A 17,829-nucleotide genomic window follows, 5' to 3' on the forward strand; every position below is an offset into this window, starting at 1 on the left:
ACGGCTCGCTCTGACCTTGGGGCTACGGCTCGAACTCCTGCGCCCGGTCTATCCAGCGCTCGACGCGCGATTCGGACACCGTGGTCCGCTCTGCGACCTCCGCGGCGTCGGCGTCCGCGAGGTCCGCGACGGTGTGGATGCCGATTTCGCCGAGCCGCTCGGCGTACGCCGGCCCGATGCCCTTGATTTCGTCGACCGGCGTCCCCTCGGTTTCGCCGCCGGCTTCGACCTCGTCCTCGGACGGCTCGATGTCCTCGACGTCGGTGGTCACGTCCTCGGACTCCGGCCCGGCGGCCTCGGCGGGCTCGGCGGCGCCGGCGGGCTCGCTCGTCGCCTCCTCCTCGTCGACGAGCGACTCGGTCGACGCGTCGGCGTCCGTCCCGGCAGCGACGGGTTCGCCGTCGGCGTCGACCTCGTCCTCCGAGGGTTCGACGTCCTCGACGTCGGTGGTCACGTCCTCGGACTCCGGCCCGGCGGCTTCCGCGGGTTCGGCGGCGCCGGCCGGTTCGCTGGCCGCCTCCTCTTCGTCGACGAGCGACTCGGTCGACGCGTCGGCGTCAGTCTCAGCGGCGACGGGCTCGTCGACCGACTCGTCCGTTTCCGTCTCGGTTTCCGTCTCCGCTTCGCGCTCCCGTTCGACCGTGACCGACGTCTCGGCCGACCGGTCTTGCTCGTCGGCGCGCCCGATGCCCAGCAGGCGCTTAATCTTCCGCAGTAACACCATATCGTCGGGGACGACGACGGCGCTATTTAAAAAACCAGCGGGGAAATCGCTACAGTTCGGCGCGGAGCGCGTCGTTCATCGCCTCGACCGGCGCGTCCTCGCCGGTCCACCGCTCGAACGCCGCGGCGCCCTGGTACAGCAGCATCCACGCGCCGTCGATGGCGGTCGCGCCGGCGTCGCGGGCGTCACGGAGGAGCCGCGTGTCGAGCGGCGTGTAGACGGCGTCGAGCACCGCGAGGTTCTCGTGGAGCAGGTCGGCCGGCACCGGCGTCTCGTCGGACTCCATCCCGACGGTGGTCGCGTTCACCAGCACCGACGCGTACGGCACCCGGTCGTCGAGGCTGTCCAGCCCGCCGCAGGTGACGTTCGTCGGCGTGTCGAGGTCCGACGGCAGCCACGACGACAGGTCGTCGACGAGCCGTCGCGCCCGCCGCTTCGTCCGGTTGGCGACGTGGAGCGCGACGGCGTCGTCGGCGAGCGCGAACGCCGCCGCCCGCGCCGCCCCGCCCGCCCCGACGACGACGACGTCGGCGCCCTCCGTGTCGACGCCGTGGTGGGTCAGCGCGCGCCGCACCCCCTCGACGTCGGTGTTGTGCCCGGTCGGCGCGTCGCCGCTGAAGTCGACCGTGTTGACGGCGCCGACGCCGGCGGCGAGTTCGTCCGGCTCGACCGCGCTCAGCACGTCCTCCTTGAACGGCACCGTGACGTTCAGTCCGGCGACGCCGAGCGTGTCGGCGGCGCCGACTGCGGCCGCCGCCTCCCCGCGCTCCGGCTCGAACGTCACGTACCGCGCGTCGACGCCGGTCGCCTCGTACGCCGCCTCGTGCATCGGCGGCGACAGCGAGTGCCCGACCGGATTCCCGATGAGTCCGTACACGTCCATGCGTCGGCGGTGGGCGCCGGGCCGCATAAACCCCGGCGGGGTCGTCGCGGCGGCCGGTGCCGCGCCCGCTCCGTCCCGCCGCTTATTTCGACTCTGGCTCTCAGAACTGATGTTTTCGGGGACGGGCTTTTCAGTGCGACTCCGGCATCGACGGGAGATGACGTTTCAGCTCCTCGGCACCGCTCTCCCACTCTACGGCACGACTGACACGGTCGTCGAACTGCTCACCGGCGACGCGGGAATCGCCTTGCTGCTCGGCGTCGTGCTCCTCTACGTCGGCGCCGAGTCGCTCGTGAAAGGCGCCTCGAACCTCTCGGTCGGACTCGGGATGCGCGCCGCCGTCGCCGGCGTCACCGTCGTGGCGTTCGCGACGTCGGCGCCCGAACTCGCCGTCGGCGTCCTCAGCGGCCTCGACTTCGGGACGACGCTCGGCCTCGGCGCCATCGTCGGCTCGAACATCGCCAACATCGGGCTGGTGCTCGGCCTCTCGGCGCTCATCCGCCCGCTCGACGTCGCGGAGGAGACGGTGCGTCGACACGTCCCGTTCATGGCGCTCGCCGCGGTGCTGCTCGTCGGCTTCGGCCTCGACGGAACCGTCGGCCGGTTCGACGCAGCGGTGTTCCTCGTCGCGCTCGCCGGCTTCACCTACGTCCTGTTCACCGCGACCGACGACGGCGACGCCGACCTGGACGTCGCCGTCGACGCGGACGCGGACGACTCGGTCGCCACCGACGGCGGCGCCACCGCCGAGGGCTTCGGGTTCCTCGCGAACCGGGACATCCGGCTCCACGACCTCGCGTTCGTCGCCGTCGGCCTGCTGCTGCTGCTCGTCGGCGCCCGCCGACTCATCAGCGGCGGCCAGACGTTCCTCTACTACCTCGGCTTCGGCGACCGGTTCGTCGGTCTCACCGTGCTCGCGCTCGGCACCTCGCTCCCCGAACTCGCCGCCTCCGTCGTCTCCGCCATCCGCGGCGAAGCGGACTTCTCCGTCGGCAACGTCGTCGGTTCGAACATCTACAACGTCCTCGCCGTCCTCGGCGTCCTCGGGCTCATGACGCCGATTTCGGTTCCGGCCGGCACCAGCACCTTCGACTTCCCCATCCTCGTCGGCTTCACCGGCGGCGCCATCGTCCTGATGCTCCGGAACCGCGAACTCACCCGCGTCGACGGCGTCGTCCTGCTGGCGGGCTACGCGCTGTTCGTCCACTTCCTGCTGTAAGCCCGGGCGCCCCGAGTCGACGCCTCCCTCGCGGTCGCCGTCCCGAACCGGAGCGTATTCGCCGGTCGACGCCCGACAGACGAACACACCGTGATCGGACTCGTCGCCTCCCGCGCCGACCGCGCCTCCGAACACATCGCCGAGCAGTTGCTCGACCTGGCGGACTGGTCCAGCCGCGTCGACGACGACCGGCCGGACGCGCGCGGCGGCGGCACCTACCACCGACTGCACCGCGCCGGCGACGCCGTCGAACTCCGCGCCTTCGACGACCTCCACATCTACCTCGACGACCCGACGGCGGCGTTCTCCGAGCGCCCGGACTACCTCGTGTTCCTCTCGCGGCACTCCGGCGACACCGGGCCGCTGCTCACCTGCCACTTCACCGGGAACTTCGGCGACGCCGAGTACGGCGGCGCGTCCCGGGCGGTCGCGCCGGCCTGCCCGGGCGTCCAGCGCGCGCTCGTCGCCGGCTTCGACGCGCACGCCCCCGACGGTTACGACGTCGCCATCGAAGGCACCCACCACGGCCCGACCGACCTCGCCGTCCCGGCGGTGTTCGCCGAACTCGGCAGCGACGACGCCCAGTGGGACGACCCGGCGGGCGCCGCAGCGGTCGCTCGGGCCGTCCTCGAACTCCCCGACCGCGACGCCGCGGTCCACGTCGGCGACCCCGCCGACCCGCGGCACCTCGTCGGCTTCGGCGGCGGCCACTACGCGCCGCGGTTCGAGCGCGTCGTCGGCGACACCGCGTGGGGCGTCGGCCACATCGCCGTCGACTGGCAGCTCGACGACCTCGGGAACCCGAAGGCGCACCCGGACGTCGTCGACGCCGCGTTCGACGCCAGCGACGCCCGGTTCGCGCTCGTCGAGGGCGACCGGCCCGTGCTCCGCGAGGCGCTGGAGAACCGCGGCTACCGCGTCGTCTCCGAGACGTGGGTCCGGGTCGTCGGCGACCGCCCGCTCGGCCTCGTCGCGGCGCTCGAATCCGACCTCTGCAGCGTCGACGACGGCCTCCGATTCGGGGCCCGCACCGACGACGTCGAGGGGGACGGTGGCGCTGACAGTGACGCGGACCGCGATTCGGACAGTGCCGCGGACAGGAGCGCAGACTCCGGTGACACCGCCGACCGGTACGTCGTCGCCGACCTCCCGGACGACCTGCTCGCGGCCGCGCAGGGAATCGACCCGGACCGGACCCGCGACGCCGTCGAAGCGCACACCGTCGCCTTCGAGACCGCCGAAAGCGGGACGCGGGCCGTCGGCGAGGCCGCGCTCGCCGACCCGGCGGACCGCGCGGCCCTCGTCGACGCGCTCGCCGACGTGCTCCGCGAGAAGTACGACGACGTGGAGCGCCGCGGCGGCGCCGTCGTCGCCCGCGTGGACGCGTTCGACCCGGCGCTCGCCCGCGACGCCGGCGTCCCCGAGGGGCCGAAGTTCGGCCGGCTCTCGTCGGGCGAACCGGTCGACGTCGACGGCGAAACCGTCGAGCCGGCCGACGTGCGGAGCGTCCGAGAGGAGCGATTCCCGGCGTAGCAGCGCCGTGCAGCCCGGCGATACGCGTCGTCGCTGACGCGCCGGAGTGGCTGCCGTCGCTGTCGACGCGCCGAATTGTCTGACGTCGGCAAGACGCGAGGGGGAAAGGTAATAACTCTCCGTCCGCAACCCCTCCCCATAACTATGGACTCTATCGTCGAAGACGCTATCGACGAGGCCGAAGGGGAGGGGGAGGCGCAGGACGCCGGGTCCGTGCCGCCGGCCTCCGACGGCGTCTCCGGGACCGACTCCGACGGCGGCGGCGACGCGCCGCGAACCGGGAAGATGACCGACGACGAGCTGCAAGACGTCCTCAAGGACCTCCAGACCAACATCACCGTGGTCGGCTGCGGCGGCGCCGGCGGCAACACGGTGAACCGGATGGCCGAAGAGGGCATCCACGGGGCGAAACTGGTCGCCGCGAACACCGACGTCCAGCACCTCGTGAACATCGAAGCCGACACGAAAATCCTGATGGGCCAGGAGAAGACGCAGGGCCGCGGCGCCGGGTCGCTCCCGCAGGTCGGCGAGGAGGCCGCAATCGAGAGCCAAGACGAGATCCGCGAATCCATCGACGGCTCCGACATGGTGTTCGTCACCGCCGGCCTCGGCGGCGGCACCGGCACCGGCTCGGCGCCCGTCGTCGCGAAGGCCGCCCGCGAAATCGGCGCGCTCACCATCGCCATCGTCACGACGCCGTTCACCGCGGAGGGCGAGGTCCGGCGGACGAACGCGGAAGCCGGCCTCGAACGGCTCCGCGACGTCGCCGACACCGTCATCGTCGTCCCGAACGACCGGCTGCTCGACGCCGTCGGCAAACTCCCGGTCCGGCAGGCGTTCAAGATCTCCGACGAGGTCCTGATGCGGTCGGTGAAAGGCATCACCGAACTCATCACGAAGCCCGGCCTCGTCAACCTCGACTTCGCCGACGTCCGCACCGTCATGGAGAAAGGCGGCGTCGCGATGATCGGCCTCGGCGAGTCCGACTCCGACACGAAGGCGCAAGAGTCCGTGCAGTCCGCGCTGCGCTCCCCGCTGCTCGACGTCGACATCTCCGGTGCGAACTCGGCGCTCGTCAACGTCACCGGCGGCTCAGACATGAGCATCGAGGAGGCGGAGGGCGTCGTCGAGGAGATCTACGACCGCATCGACCCGGACGCCCGCATCATCTGGGGGACGTCCATCGACGAGGAACTCGAAGGGTCGATGCGCACCATGATCGTCGTCACCGGCGTCGAATCCCCGCAGATATACGGTCGCAACGAGGCCGCGCAGGGCGAGGCGGAAGACCGCCTCAAAGACATCGACTACGTCGAATAGTCCGTCAGCCCGGCAGTCGTCCCGACCCGACCAGGTCCGGCCGCCCGGCCCCGACCCGAATCGGCTCGGTCCGTGCTACGCCCGACGCGACCCCTTCGGCTTCGGGCCCCCGCTCTCCCGCCTTCTCGGTTCTTCGCTCTTCGCTTTCCGTGTCGAGGACGCGTCGCGTCGCTCCGCGACGGCAACGCGGCACCGTAGGTACCATTCAATAGATAGAAAAGGCACGGGCCCATTTCTCCGACCAACATGGACGTCAAGTACGACCTGGCAAGCTACGTCAGGGTGCTCAAGCTGGCGAGCACGCCCTCCTGGGGGGAGTTCTCCCAGATCGCGAAGATCGCCGGCGCCGGCATCTTGCTCGTCGGGTTCCTCGGCTTCGTGATCTTCGCGGTCATGGAGCTGCTGACCGGGGTGGTCTAGATGCCGATTTACTCCGTGAAGACGACCGCTCGGCAAGAGCAGACCGTCGCCGACATGATCGCCAGCAAGGAGATGCCGGACATCCACGCCGTGCTCTCCCCGGACCAACTCACCAGCTACGTGCTGGTCGAAGCGGACGACGACTCCGTCATCCGGCGGGTCCTCGAGGAGGTGCCGCACGCCCGCGGCCTCGTCGAGGGGCCGGGCGGCGAAGCCGGGAAGTCGTCGATGTCCGAAGTCGAGCACTTCCTGTCGCCGACGCCGGACGTCGAAGGCATCGCGGAGGGCGACATCGTCGAACTCATCGCCGGCCCGTTCAAGGGCGAGAAAGCGCAGGTCCAGCGCATCGACGAAGGGAAAGACCAGGTGACGGTCGAACTGTACGAGGCCACCGTCCCGATTCCGGTGACGGTCCGCGGCGACCAGATTCGCGTCCTCGACAGCGACGAACGCTAACCGCCCGCGTCCGCCGCCGGCGGTCCGCGGTTCGTCCGCTCCGTTTTTCTCCGAGCCGGGACCCACGACGCTCGAACGATTCCCAGCGCCGAGCGCGCCGCTCATCGGCGGTCGGTTCGGCGGAGAAACCGCGGTTCGGGGCGGCCTGCGGTCAGGGCGCCTGGTTCAGCCGGTCGACGACGGCGTCGATATCGGCTTCGGCCTCGATGTCGTCTTTGACGTCCTCCCGTTCGCGGACGTCGTCCGAGTCGGCGTCGTACGCCCGCACGAACTCGGCGCGGGTGTGTTCGTCGAACGCGTGCTGGATGGCGAAGTAGCCGTCCGGCACCTCCGTGCCGCACACCTTGCACTGGTGGCGGTCGTGCGCCGACGCCTGATGGACGATGGCGTCCTCCACCGCGTCGAACGCGGCGTCGCAGCCGTCGATGCCGCAGGCCCACGGTGACATACCGATTTCGACGCCGGGCAGACGCAAAAGGGTTTCCCGCCGGTGGTCACGCCTCGGCGCCGTCGCCGTTGCGTCTCGGCGTAGCGTGGCCGTGTCGCCGCCGAATCGTCACCGCGTCGTCGCCGTGTCGCCCCGGCGTGGCGTCGTCGACACCGATGGCGCGTCGCTGCCGTCCGCCGCATCGGTGCTGAAAGCGGAACCCATTACTTCCCGGACAGCGGAGTTCACGGCCGTGAGCAGAGTCGACCTGCACGTGAAACGGCTCGACGAGCAGGTCGTCGAGCGCGCACGCTCCGCGGGCCTCGACGCCCTCGTGTACGCCCCGCACTTCACGCGGCTCCCCGAGATTCGCGACCGCGCCGAGCGCTTCTCGACGCCCGACGTCACCGTCGTCCCGGCGCGGGAGGTGTTCACCGGCGACTGGCGGAACCGCCGGCACCTCCTCGCCGTCGGCCTCGACGACCCGGTCCCCGACTTCATCACGTTCGAGGCGGCGCTCGCCGAGTTCGACCGGCAGGACGCCGCCGTGCTCGTCCCGCACCCCGAGTTCATGAACGTCAGCCTCACCCGGGCCGAAGTCGGCGCCTACTCCGACCGCATCGACGCCGTCGAGACGTTCAACGCGAAGCTGTTCGACCGGCAGAACCGCCGCGGCGCCCGCATCGCCGAGGCGTTCGACCTGCCGGTGTTCGGGTCCTCGTACGCCCACCTCCGCGGCACCGTCGGCTCCGCCTGGACCGAGTTCGACGACGACGTCCGCACGGAGGCCGCGCTGGTGGACGCGCTGAAAGCCGGCGCGGACCGGACCGTCGTGAAGCGCCGCGACCCGGCCACCCGGGTCCGCCGGCTCGCGGAGTACGTCCACCTCGGCGTCGAGAACAGCTGGGGGAAGCTCGACCGGCTGTTCCTCTCCGGGATGGAGCCCACGAACCCGCGGCACATCGCCTACGAAAACCGGTTCGACGACGTCGCAGTCTACTGATTTTCGGTTCTCGGAGCGGTTCGGGGCCGGTCACACCATCGCCGCGAACGACGCCGTCTTCGCCGCCGCGGTGTTGAGGTCGACGACGTAGAAGTGGACGGCCGCCAGCGCGCCGAGTTCGACGAGCGTGATTGCCACCGTGACGACGTCGGCCCAGCCGCTGCTCGTCGGAACGCCGACCGGCAGGTCGAACTCGTCGTCGAGCAGCGGGTAGAACAGCGCGATGCCGCGCTTGCTGCCGGCGAGGTCGAGCAGGTAGTGGGTGGCGACGCCGACCCAGACGAAGTGGAGGTTGTCGAACACGACCGGGTAGGCCGCGATGACGCCGAGAACCGGGAGGTTGTGCAGCGTCTTGCGGTGCCGGCCGAACGCCGTGTCGACGTCCGGGAACAGCGCGCCGAGCACCAGCGGCACGAACAGCGACGCGATCTTCACGAACGTCGTCACGTCGCCCGCGGGCTCCAGAATGTACCCCAGTCCGACCGCGAGCAGCGCGCCGTTCAACACGTGTCCCTTCTTGTTCACGACTGCTCGTCTCGCCGCCGCCGTCCAAACGTTTTCGGCCTCGACCCGCCCGGTTCAGCGCCGCCGCTCGACGGCCGCGAGCAGGTCCGTCAGCGCCTGCCGCGCGATTTGCTCTTTGATCTGCGTCCGGTCGCCGTCGAACTCGTAGCGCTCCACGGAGACGGCCGACGCGCCGCTCCCCCACTCGCCGCGGTACGCGACGCCGACGTACACCGTTCCGACTGGCTTCTCGTCGGTGCCGCCGGTCGGCCCGGCGATGCCGGTCGTGGAGACGCCCCACGTCGTTCCGGCGACGTCGCGGACGCCGCGCGCCATCTGCCGGGCGACCGGCGCCGACACCGCCCCCTCCTCGTCGAGGGCTTCGCGGTTCACCGCGAGGTCGGTGAGTTTCGCGTCGTAGCTGTACGTCACGGCCGACCGGTCGAAGTAGTCGCTCGACCCGGGGACGTCGGTGAGCAGCGACCCGATGAGGCCGCCGGTACACGACTCGGCCGCGGCGACGGTCGCCTCCGTCTCGCGGAGGGCGTCGCCGACGCGCTCTTCGACGGGCGGCTCCTCGGCGAACTCGCGCATACCGACGCTTCCGGCGGCGACCGGAAATAGGCGACGGGCGCCGCCGGGTACGGCCGACGAGGCCGTCCACCTGTCCCTGCACATCGTCGCGCTGCCGAGACCGCGGAAGCCAAGTGCGCGCCGCGCGGACGACACGCCGTGACGTACGAGCGCCCGCAGTTCTTCCGCGTGATGCAGTACGCCGCGGCCGCCGACCGCGACGTCGTGGACATGGTGTCCGGGAACCCCGACTGGGAGCCGCCGGCGGCGCTCCGCGACGGCCTCAGGGAGTACGCCGACGCCGACCCGGACGACTTCCAGTACCCGCCGAGCGAGGGGCTCGTCGAACTTCGAGAGGAGATCGGGGCGCGCCGGAACGTCTCGCCGGACCGCGTCGTCGTGACGAACGGCACCGGCGAGGCGAACTACCTCGCGATGGCGGCGGCGCTCGACCGCGACGCCGGCTCCGAGGTGTTGCTCACCGACCCGGTGTACCCGTACTACCCCGGGAAGGCGGCGCTGCTCGGCGGCGACGTGACGTACGTCCCGGCCGCGGAGGACGGCGACGTGGACCCGGAGGCGTTCCGGGAAGCGGCGTCGGAGGAGACCGGTCTCATCCTCGTGAACACGCCGAACAATCCGACGGGAGCCGTGTACTCGCGGGAGACGATGCGGGCGCTCGCCGACCTCGCCGAGGACGTGGACGCGACGCTCGTCGTCGACGAGGTGTACGACCACTTCGACCTGACCGGCGAGTTCGAGTCGGCGCTGACGCTCGACTCCGACCGCGTCGTCGTCACCACCGGCTACTCGAAGTCGATGGCCATCACCGGTTTCCGCGTCGGCTACGCGGTGCTCCCGGAGCAGTTCGTCGACGGCGCGAAGACGCGGCACATGCTGGTGAACGTCGCGACGTCGCGGCCGCCGCAGGTCGCCGTGCTCCGCGCGCTCCGCGAAACAGACCCGGCGTACTACGCCGACGCCCGAGCGCTGCTCCGAGACCGCGTCGAAACGTTCACGGACGCGCTCGACGCCGCCGGCGCGGACTACACCCGCCCCGACGGCGCCTTCTACGTGCTCGCCCGCTTCGACGGCTTCCCCGGAACTATGGCGAACGCCGAGACGCTCATCGACGAGGCGGGCGTCGCCGGCATGCCGGGCGAAACCTTCGGCTCGGCGCGCGACGACTGGCTCCGGTTCGCGCTCGTCACGCCGCGCGTCGACGAAGCGGCGTCGCGGCTCGCCGACTACTTCGGCTGACTGGGTGCTCGGGCCGCGCGGCCTACTCGGACTCTCGGTCGCGCCGCCTCCCGCGACCCCGCTGCGTCCGGGTCGTCTGGCCGCGGCTTCCTATTTAACGGTTGGCCGCAGAGCCGTCGCGTCCGGCCCCGTTTCGGGGCGGCGACGCCGCGGGACCAACGGATAGACAAGTGCGCGCGACCTGCTCCGGGTAATGAGCGACATCGACGTGGAGGCGGTCGACGACGTCGACGCGGCCGTCGACGAGGCGGACGAGGCGGCCGCTGACGAAGTGGCCGCAGACGAGACTGACGGGGCGACCGACATCCCCGCGGCGGTCGGCGCGGAGGCGCCGGAGTACGTGCTGTACGGCGGGAAGGGCGGCGTCGGGAAGACGACCTGCGCGGCGGCGACGGCGCTCGCGTCGGCGGCCGACGGGACGGCGACGCTCGTCGTGTCGACCGACCCGGCGCACTCGCTGTCGGACACGCTCGGCGTGGACGTCCCCGCGAGGCCCGCCCGAATCCGCGAGGACGTCCCGCTGTACGGCGCCGAAATCGACCCGGACGACGCCATGGCCGACGGGCTGTTCGACGGTGCCGCCGGCGACGCCGATGGCGACGGTGCGGGCGATGCGGGCGCCGGCGCGAACCCGCTCGGCGGACTGGGCGGCCTCGGCGACGCGGCGGGAGAGTCGCCGCTCGCCGGGATGCTCGGCGGGCAGATACCGGGCGCGGACGAGGCGGCGGCGATGCGGGAACTGCTCGAACACCTCGACGACCCGCGGTTCGACCGCGTCGTCGTCGACACCGCGCCGACCGGCCACACGCTCCGGCTGCTCCAGCTCCCGGAGCTGCTCGACTCCATGGTCGGCCGGATGATGAAGCTCCGCCAGCAGTTCTCCGGGATGATGGACGGCGTCAAGGGCGCGTTCGGGATGGGTGGCGACGACCCCGCCGAACCGGACCTCGACGAACTGAAAGAGCGCATCACGCGGCTCCGCGCGACGCTGCGCGACCCCGAACGCACCGACTTCCGCGTCGTCGTGGTTCCCGAGGAGATGAGCGTCGTCGAGTCCGAGCGGCTCGTCGACCGGCTCGACGAGTTCGAAATCCCGGTGAACACGCTCGTCGTGAACCGGGTCATGGAGGACCCGAACGACGTCGCCGCCACCGACATCGACGACGACTGGGTGGTCACCCCGAACCTCGGCTCCTGCGACTTCTGCCAGCGCCGCTGGGAGGTCCAGCAGAACGCGCTCTCGCAGGCCACCGACCTGTTCCGCGGCCGCGACGTCAAGCGCGTGCCGCTGCTCGCCGACGAGGTCCGCGGCGAGGACGCCCTGCGCGTCGTCGCCGCCTGCCTCGCTTAACCCCGGTCCTCCGTGGCGTCCGGCTCGGCGGCCAGTTCGGCGGCGAGCGCCCGCGCGGCGTCGACGTGGCTGTCCGCCTCGTCGTCGCCGGTGCCGTCCAGTTCGTCGAGCAAGTCGACGACGTGGCCCGCCCGTTCGCGGACCACCGCCGGGTCGGCGTCGTGGTCCGCGAGGTCGCGGGCGACCGCGGCCGCCTCGCCGAGATACGCGTTCGCCTCCCGCGTCACCGGCCGCTCCTCGGTGGCGTCGAGACGGTCCGCGAGCCGCTGTATCCGGGCTTCGCGCTCCGATTCGTCGTTCGGCGAGCCGTCGGTCATCTACGAGAGCTTCGCGGCGAACGACCAGACGGAGTCGGCGACCCACGTCGGCGCCAGCCGGGCGAGTTCGGCGGCCTTCGCGAGCGGCCCGACCGGGTAGCGCGGCGCCGGCTTCGTCGCGCTCGCCGCGTTCACGACGTCCTCGGCGACCCGTTCGGGCTGGACGGCGCCGACGCCGTCACCGCCGCCGCCGACGCTGTAGTCCTCGATGAGCGAGTACACCGCGTCGTAGGCGCCGGACCGCTCGACGCCGCTCAGTTCGGACTCGACGCGGGAGTCGAAGCCGGTGTCGACCGGGCCGGGCTCGACGAGCGACACCGTGATGCCGTACTCCCGCACCTCGTTCCGGAGGGCGTCCGTCATCGCTTCCAGCGCGAACTTCGAGCCGCAGTACGCGCCGCTGCCCGGAATCGACACGCGGCCCGCCGCCGAGGAGACGTTGACGATGGCGCCGTCCTCGCGGCGCCGCATCGCCGGCAGCACCGCGCGAATCAGCCGGTGTGGCCCGTACACGTTCACGTCGAACTGGGACTCGACGGCCGGCGTCGGGACGTCCTCCACGGCGCCGAACTGGCCGTAGCCGGCGTTGTTCACGAGCGCGTCGATGCGGCCCTCCTCGTCGAGGATTCGCTCGACGACGCGCTCGACGTCGTCCGACTCGGTGACGTCGAGCGTCGCGATTCGGCAGCCGTCGCGCTCCCCGAGCGTCTCGACGTCCGCCGGGTTCCGCGCCGTCGCGTACACCGTCCACTCCTCGTCGAGGAACGCCGCCGCCGTCGCGCGGCCGATGCCGGACGAGCAGCCCGTGATGAGAACCGTCCGTTCCATACCCGCGAATCGTCGGCCGCCCTGTTAACTCCCTGCGTCTCCGACGGCGCCGTCGTTCGGGAGGGCAGCGAGCGACGACGGCCGGCACCGGGCCGCGTGTTCGTTTAAGTTGTTCTCGTCACAAGGGATAGATACGACAGGGAGTCGGGCCGTGGACTCGGCCCGGATTCGCCGCTTTTCGGGTGGTTCGTCGCTTCGAGCGTCGCCTCGACCTGTGGCTTCTTCGGCCGTCAGTTCTCCAGCACGTCCGTCTTGGGTCAGTTCTCCAGCACGTCCGTCTTGGGTCAGTTCTCCAGCACGTCCGTCTTGGGTCAGTTCTCCAGCACGTCCGTCTTGGCTTCGTCCGCGTACGCGTCCGCGCGACGCGTCGGCTCCGGCAGTTTGTAGTCGCCACACAGCGCCTCGACGAGGTCGACGGTCGTGTCGGCGCCGACGCGGTGTCCGGGGCTGACGTACAGCGGATTGATGATGCGGCGGTTCTCGTACTGCCGCGACTGGAAGGCGTAGCCGATGACGGTCCCGTCGGGCGCCTCCACGGAGTCGTCGGCGACGACCGGGGTGCGCCAGCCGGCCTCGTGGCCGTCGACGTCCGCCTTCGGTTCGCCGCACAGCAGGCTCTTCGCGACGCCGACCGCGGGGGCGTCCAGCGTGACGCCGATGTGCGTCGCGATGCCGGCCTGCCGGTAGTGGATGCGGCCGCTGCCGTCGAAGACGTACAGGTCGGGGTCGGCCTCCAGCGTCGCGAGCGCGTCCAGAATCGGGCCACCTTCGCGGAACGCCAACAGCCCCGGTATGTACGGAATCGTCAGCGGCGACACCGCGTACGTCCGCTCGACGACGTCGCCGCCGCGCATCACGACGACCGCGGAGACGACGCGCTCGTCGAGGAACGCCTGGTCGACGCCGGCGACGAGCGGCGCGTCGGCGCCACCCGCGTCTTCGGCGCCGGCGGCGTCACTCCCGGTCAGCGTCGTCGCGTCCGGGTCGGACAGCCCGACTGCGGCGGGGTCGAACGGGAGGTCGTCGGTGAAGACTGCCTCCGCGGCGAGTTCGCGCTGGAGCGTCTCCATCTCGTCGTGGCTCAGCGACGGGTCGGGGCGGAACTCCGGGTGGACGACGTCGGGCATTCAGAACCGCCCGCCGGGGCCGCCGGGGCCGCCCGGGCCGCGGCCGCCGCCGAACTGAATCGATTCGGGCGCCTCCCGTTCGCCCTTGATGACGGCGCCGTACGCGAAGCCGATGCCGAGGCCGACGAGGTGCGCCCAGTTCGCGACGCCGGCGCCGCCGCCGAGCCACGACACCGACGACAGCCCCCAGATAATCGAGAGTATCGCGAAGCCGACCGTCAGCACCCACAGCGGCATCGGGATGATGAAGTAGAGGTACACCTTGAGGTTCGGGCGGAGAATCGTCAGGACGCCCATTATCGCCATAATCGCGCCGGACGCGCCGACGACGCCGGTGGCGACGCCCGGGGCGAGCAGGCTGCTGGCGCCGATCTGTGCGAGGCCGGCGAGCACGCCGGCGCCCATGAACAGCGCCGTGAACCGCTTCGAGCCGAGGCGGCGCTCCACGACCGGCCCGAAGAAGTACAGCGCGATACTGTTGAACAGGATGTGCGTGAAGCCGCCGTGAGAGAACACCGACGTCACCCACGTCCAGACGTACAGCGGGTGGTTGCTCGACAGGACGAACGCGGCGTCCCACAGCGGCGACGGGTCGGCGCGGGTCGGCACCTCGATGCCCAGCAGGAACGGGAACACGAGATACTGGAAGGCGAACGTCACCCACATCAGCGCGAGGAACGTGAACGTCATGTTCCCGCGGAAAAAGCCCATCGTGCCGCCCGTCGAGGTCTGCCGGTCGAGGTACGACTTCGCCTTCGCGGCGACGCCGCCGGAGCCACCGCCGGAGTTCACGGAGTCGTCGAACCCGGAGTCGAAGACGCCGCTCGGGTCGTTCCACTCGTTCAGCCCGGGGCAGTCGTGGTTCTCCGGCAGCCGGTGTTCGGCGCAGAACGTCCGTCCGCAGCGCCGACACTGGTACGGCATGTTCTCGTAGGCGCCGCACTCGTCGCACTCAGCCATCACCGGGAGTTGCCGCGGCCCGGTTATATGGTTTCGCCTCCCCGGCGCGGCGTTACGCGTCGGCAGCCGACTGCTCGTCGTCGTGGCTGCCGGCGTCCTCGCCTGCCCCGTCGTCGCCGGCGTCGAAGTTCGTGGGGACGACGGTCAGGTGGTTCATCCCGTGGGTCGGCTGTTTCGCTGCCATCTCAGGCAACCATTGCCGGCACACCGACTAAAGATTACCCATAATCATAACACATCCGGCGGCAGCGTTCCATGTCCACGGCTAATCCCGGACGGCGAACGCGGCGGCTCGCCGGGCGAGCGCGGCAAAAACGGGGATTCGTCGCCGACGCGGCGCCGACTTACCCGAAGTGCTCCTCGTAGAGGTCCTGGGCGTGTTCGATGGCGTCCTTCGCGGACTGCGCGTCCTCCCAGCCCAGCGTTTCGACCTCCTTCCCCTCCTCGAGGTTCTTGTACGTCTCGAAGAACTCCTCGATTTCGGCCTTCTTCTGGTCGGTGATGTCGTCGACGTCCTCGACGTGGTCGTACCGCGGGTCCTCCGTCGGCACCGCGATGACCTTGTCGTCCTTCTCGCCGTCGTCGTCCATCTTCATCAGGGCGACGGGGCGCGCCTCGACGATACAGCCCGGGAACGTCTGGTCTTTCACGAGCACCAGGACGTCGAAGGGGTCCTCGTCGTCGTAGTAGCTCTGCGGGATGAAGCCGTAGTCGGACGGGTAGTGGACGTTCGAGTGCAGCACGCGGTCGAGGACGACCGCCGGCACGTCCTTGTCGTACTCGTACTTGTTGCGCTCGCCTTTCAGGCACTCCACGACGGCGTAAATCTCGTCGGGGGCGTCCGGGCCCGTCTCGAGGTCTTCCCAGAGGTTCGTCATGCGCCGGATGATTCCGGTAACGGCCGCAAATGCCTTTCGGGATGCCGCTCCCGGCGCGCTGCGGGGTCTGACGCGGCCCCTGCACGTCCGAGCATTTATCTGTCACCTGCGTCTTCGTTCAGCGTACGCACACGTCCGGCGCAACGGGGGGATCGTTCCGTCGGAACATCCGTGAGCGGCAGCTACAGCCGCTCAGAAGGCGAATCGGGATTCCGAGTTGCCAAGCGTTAAATATCCAGCCAACCTTTCAGCCAGTATACCATGTCAGAGGCACAAACTGACGGTACGGGCGTGGGGATCGCCCGCGATCTCACGGCGTTCCAGCAGAACATCCTCGTCATCCTCTCCGAGGAGGCGATGTACGGGCTCGCGATCAAACGCGAACTCGAAGCGTACTACGACGCCGAAGTCAACCACGGCCGACTCTACCCGAACCTCGACGAGCTCGTCGAGATGGACCTGGTGGAGAAGAGCGAACTCGACAAGCGCACGAACCAGTACGAGTTGACCGAGACCGGCCGCGAGGCGGTGCTCGACCGCATCGACTGGGTGCTCTCGAAGTACGTCACCGACGACGACCGCGCCGACGACGTCCGCGACGTCATCGACGCCGCGCTGTAAGGCGAAACCGACGGCGGCCGGGCTACAGGGGGAACGGCTCGTCCGCCGCCTCGAACACGGAGCGAAGCGACGCGCGCACCGCGTCGCGCTGTTCTTCGGACGGCCACGCGTTCCGCGGATAGTACTCCGTCAGGAACTCCTCTACCTCCGCGGCCGTCGCCGACTCCACGGGCCGCGCGTAGTGGTTCCCCATGAAGTCGGCGAACGCCCGGGCGTTCGCCCCGTGGACCGAGCCGTACTCGTCGCTCACGGTTTCGACCACCGCGGAGTTGTGCGATTCGACGTCGTTCCAGTCGTCGGGGTCGCCGGCGCCCGACAGCGACACCTCGATGGCGCGGTCGGTGTCGTCGATGCGGTCGAACTGGACGGTGCCGTCCTCCAGCCACTCCTCGGGGTGTAACACCAGCGTGTCGTCCTCGTCGCGGACCCGCGCGGTGAAGCCGTGGGCGTCGAGGCGGGACTCGCGGTCCGCGCGGTACGCCTCGGCCTCCTCGTCGACGACGGCGTCGCGGGCGAGCCGCGTCAGCCGCTCGACTTCGTCGACCGTGGCCGGCGGAACCTCGGGCTCCTCGTCGGCGTCGCCGTCTGATTCTTCGACTTTCACCGGCTGTTTCGGGTCGGCGTCCGCGCCGCGGGCACCGTCGGTGCCGCCGACTGAGCGGTCCGCCACGTCTGCGTCTCCTCGGGCGTCGTCGTCCTCACTCATCGAAAGCCTCGTTCGCGAGTTCGTCGGCGCGCTCGTTTATCTCCCTCGGGACGTGCTCGATGCTCCACCGGTCGAACTCGTCGAGCAGCTCCCGCGCCCGGACGCGTTGCTCGCGGAGCTCCGGGTCGTTCGCCTGCCACTCCCCGCGCACCTGCTTGACGATGAGCTGGGAGTCGCCGCGGACGTCGACCTCGTCGAGGCCGTAGTCTCGGGCGGCTTCCAGCGCGCGAACGAGCGCCGCGTACTCCGCTTTGTTGTTCGTGGTTCGGCCGATTCGTTCGCCGCCGTCGGCGACGACGCCGTCGCTGGTGACGATGGCCCAGCCGACGGCCGCCGGGCCGGGGTTGCCGCGCGAGGCGCCGTCGAAGTAGACGTGGCCGCGGCCGCCGCCCTCTCGAAGCAGCGTGGCGAGCCGCTCGGGGTCGCTGCCCTGCACGACGACCTTGTCGTCGTACGCGACCGCGGTGGCGCCGTCGCGTTCGGCGCGCCACCGCTCGTGGTCGGTGTTGCCGTCGGTAACGTCGACTCCGGCGTCCGCCAGCCGTCGGCGGGCGGCGTCGGGGTCGCACTCGATGACCGGCATGCCACGGAGTCGGCGGCGACGCGGCGAAAACGTTCCGTTCGGCGGACCGCCCCGGACTCCGCGGTCGCCGCAGCCGACCGCCGGAACTGTGGCACGCTATAGCGGGACAAAGTCTTAAGGCCGGCGCGCGAGAGAG

General features: G+C 70.6%; 22 protein-coding genes. 9 read left to right on the top strand and 13 right to left on the bottom strand.

From position 1 onward, the window contains the following. Positions 1–22: 22 nt before the first annotated feature. Positions 23–724: a helix-hairpin-helix domain-containing protein gene (locus ACQUST_RS06855; RefSeq protein WP_435126692.1), complete on the bottom strand. Its 702-nt coding sequence runs from the start codon at positions 722–724 to the stop codon at positions 23–25. Positions 725–773: 49 nt separating this feature from the next. Beyond that, on the bottom strand, positions 774–1,607 hold the full coding sequence (locus ACQUST_RS06860) for a shikimate dehydrogenase (protein ID WP_435126694.1): 834 nt from the start codon (positions 1,605–1,607) through the stop codon (positions 774–776). 157 nt (positions 1,608–1,764) lie between these two features. On the opposite strand from ACQUST_RS06860, the gene ACQUST_RS06865 reads away from it, so the two are divergent. From ACQUST_RS06865 to ACQUST_RS06885, 5 genes are all read left to right on the top strand, one after another. After that, positions 1,765–2,826, top strand: coding sequence for a calcium/sodium antiporter (locus tag ACQUST_RS06865; RefSeq protein WP_435126697.1), 1,062 nt, complete (start codon positions 1,765–1,767; stop codon positions 2,824–2,826). Between the two features lie 90 nt (positions 2,827–2,916). Next, positions 2,917–4,359, top strand: coding sequence for a D-aminoacyl-tRNA deacylase (locus tag ACQUST_RS06870; RefSeq protein WP_435126700.1), 1,443 nt, complete (start codon positions 2,917–2,919; stop codon positions 4,357–4,359). Positions 4,360–4,503: 144 nt separating this feature from the next. Next, positions 4,504–5,679, top strand: a complete 1,176-nt coding sequence (gene ftsZ, locus ACQUST_RS06875) for a cell division protein FtsZ (RefSeq protein ID WP_435126703.1) — start codon at positions 4,504–4,506, stop codon at positions 5,677–5,679. 246 nt (positions 5,680–5,925) lie between these two features. Beyond that, positions 5,926–6,099 carry a protein translocase SEC61 complex subunit gamma gene (locus ACQUST_RS06880; RefSeq protein WP_435126706.1) on the top strand — a complete coding sequence of 58 codons (174 nt, stop codon included), beginning with the start codon at positions 5,926–5,928 and terminating at the stop codon, positions 6,097–6,099. Continuing rightward, on the top strand, positions 6,100–6,555 hold the full coding sequence (locus tag ACQUST_RS06885) for a transcription elongation factor Spt5 (protein WP_435126709.1): 456 nt from the start codon (positions 6,100–6,102) through the stop codon (positions 6,553–6,555). It abuts the gene before it with no gap. A gap of 151 nt (positions 6,556–6,706) precedes the next feature. Here the strand turns inward: ACQUST_RS06885 and ACQUST_RS06890 are convergent, their stop codons facing one another. Next, entirely contained in the window at positions 6,707–7,003 is a 297-nt protein-coding gene (locus ACQUST_RS06890) for a DUF7565 family protein (RefSeq protein ID WP_435126711.1), read from the bottom strand. A 232-nt stretch (positions 7,004–7,235) separates the two neighbouring features. Here ACQUST_RS06890 and ACQUST_RS06895 point away from each other — a divergent pair, with 232 nt between their 5' ends. Then, positions 7,236–7,985, top strand: a complete 750-nt coding sequence (locus tag ACQUST_RS06895) for a PHP-associated domain-containing protein (RefSeq protein WP_435126713.1) — start codon at positions 7,236–7,238, stop codon at positions 7,983–7,985. A 30-nt stretch (positions 7,986–8,015) separates the two neighbouring features. On the opposite strand, the gene ACQUST_RS06900 is transcribed toward ACQUST_RS06895, so the two are convergent. Together ACQUST_RS06900 and ACQUST_RS06905 are read right to left on the bottom strand one after the other, a co-directional pair. Continuing rightward, positions 8,016–8,510 (bottom strand): metal-dependent hydrolase, encoded by a 495-nt coding sequence (locus ACQUST_RS06900; RefSeq protein ID WP_435126716.1) that lies wholly within the window; start codon positions 8,508–8,510, stop codon positions 8,016–8,018. 54 nt (positions 8,511–8,564) lie between these two features. Next, positions 8,565–9,083 carry a CinA family protein gene (locus tag ACQUST_RS06905; protein ID WP_435126719.1) on the bottom strand — a complete coding sequence of 173 codons (519 nt, stop codon included), beginning with the start codon at positions 9,081–9,083 and terminating at the stop codon, positions 8,565–8,567. Positions 9,084–9,221: 138 nt separating this feature from the next. Here ACQUST_RS06905 and ACQUST_RS06910 point away from each other — a divergent pair, with 138 nt between their 5' ends. Together ACQUST_RS06910 and ACQUST_RS06915 are read left to right on the top strand one after the other, a co-directional pair. Beyond that, entirely contained in the window at positions 9,222–10,322 is a 1,101-nt protein-coding gene (locus tag ACQUST_RS06910; RefSeq protein ID WP_435126722.1) for a pyridoxal phosphate-dependent aminotransferase, read from the top strand. Between the two features lie 193 nt (positions 10,323–10,515). Beyond that, positions 10,516–11,673 (top strand): ArsA family ATPase, encoded by a 1,158-nt coding sequence (locus ACQUST_RS06915; RefSeq protein ID WP_435126725.1) that lies wholly within the window; start codon positions 10,516–10,518, stop codon positions 11,671–11,673. Here ACQUST_RS06915 and ACQUST_RS06920 read toward each other — a convergent pair. From ACQUST_RS06920 to ACQUST_RS06945, 6 genes are all read right to left on the bottom strand, one after another. Then, on the bottom strand, positions 11,670–11,990 hold the full coding sequence (locus tag ACQUST_RS06920) for a hypothetical protein (RefSeq protein WP_435126728.1): 321 nt from the start codon (positions 11,988–11,990) through the stop codon (positions 11,670–11,672). The genes ACQUST_RS06915 and ACQUST_RS06920 overlap by 4 nt on opposite strands. Continuing rightward, positions 11,991–12,818: an SDR family oxidoreductase gene (locus tag ACQUST_RS06925; RefSeq protein WP_435126731.1), complete on the bottom strand. Its 828-nt coding sequence runs from the start codon at positions 12,816–12,818 to the stop codon at positions 11,991–11,993. It abuts the gene before it with no gap. A gap of 311 nt (positions 12,819–13,129) precedes the next feature. After that, positions 13,130–13,945: an endonuclease V gene (locus ACQUST_RS06930; protein WP_435126734.1), complete on the bottom strand. Its 816-nt coding sequence runs from the start codon at positions 13,943–13,945 to the stop codon at positions 13,130–13,132. Beyond that, positions 13,946–14,905: a rhomboid family intramembrane serine protease gene (locus ACQUST_RS06935; protein ID WP_435126737.1), complete on the bottom strand. Its 960-nt coding sequence runs from the start codon at positions 14,903–14,905 to the stop codon at positions 13,946–13,948. 52 nt (positions 14,906–14,957) lie between these two features. Next, on the bottom strand, positions 14,958–15,089 hold the full coding sequence (locus ACQUST_RS06940; protein WP_435126739.1) for a hypothetical protein: 132 nt from the start codon (positions 15,087–15,089) through the stop codon (positions 14,958–14,960). 160 nt (positions 15,090–15,249) lie between these two features. Further along, positions 15,250–15,783 (bottom strand): inorganic diphosphatase, encoded by a 534-nt coding sequence (locus tag ACQUST_RS06945; protein WP_435126741.1) that lies wholly within the window; start codon positions 15,781–15,783, stop codon positions 15,250–15,252. A 261-nt stretch (positions 15,784–16,044) separates the two neighbouring features. Here ACQUST_RS06945 and ACQUST_RS06950 point away from each other — a divergent pair, with 261 nt between their 5' ends. Then, positions 16,045–16,404: a PadR family transcriptional regulator gene (locus ACQUST_RS06950; RefSeq protein WP_435126743.1), complete on the top strand. Its 360-nt coding sequence runs from the start codon at positions 16,045–16,047 to the stop codon at positions 16,402–16,404. Between the two features lie 22 nt (positions 16,405–16,426). Here ACQUST_RS06950 and ACQUST_RS06955 read toward each other — a convergent pair whose 3' ends face one another. Continuing rightward, positions 16,427–17,110, bottom strand: a complete 684-nt coding sequence (locus tag ACQUST_RS06955; protein WP_435126745.1) for a DUF7108 family protein — start codon at positions 17,108–17,110, stop codon at positions 16,427–16,429. Next, positions 17,103–17,693, bottom strand: a complete 591-nt coding sequence (gene rnhA / locus ACQUST_RS06960) for a ribonuclease HI (RefSeq protein WP_435126747.1) — start codon at positions 17,691–17,693, stop codon at positions 17,103–17,105. Before rnhA ends, ACQUST_RS06955 begins: the two co-directional genes overlap by 8 nt. Positions 17,694–17,829 lie beyond the last annotated feature (136 nt).

This window comes from Halobaculum sp. D14 (genome assembly GCF_051195135.1).
Taxonomy (GTDB): Archaea; Halobacteriota; Halobacteria; order Halobacteriales; family Haloferacaceae; genus JBNTKA01.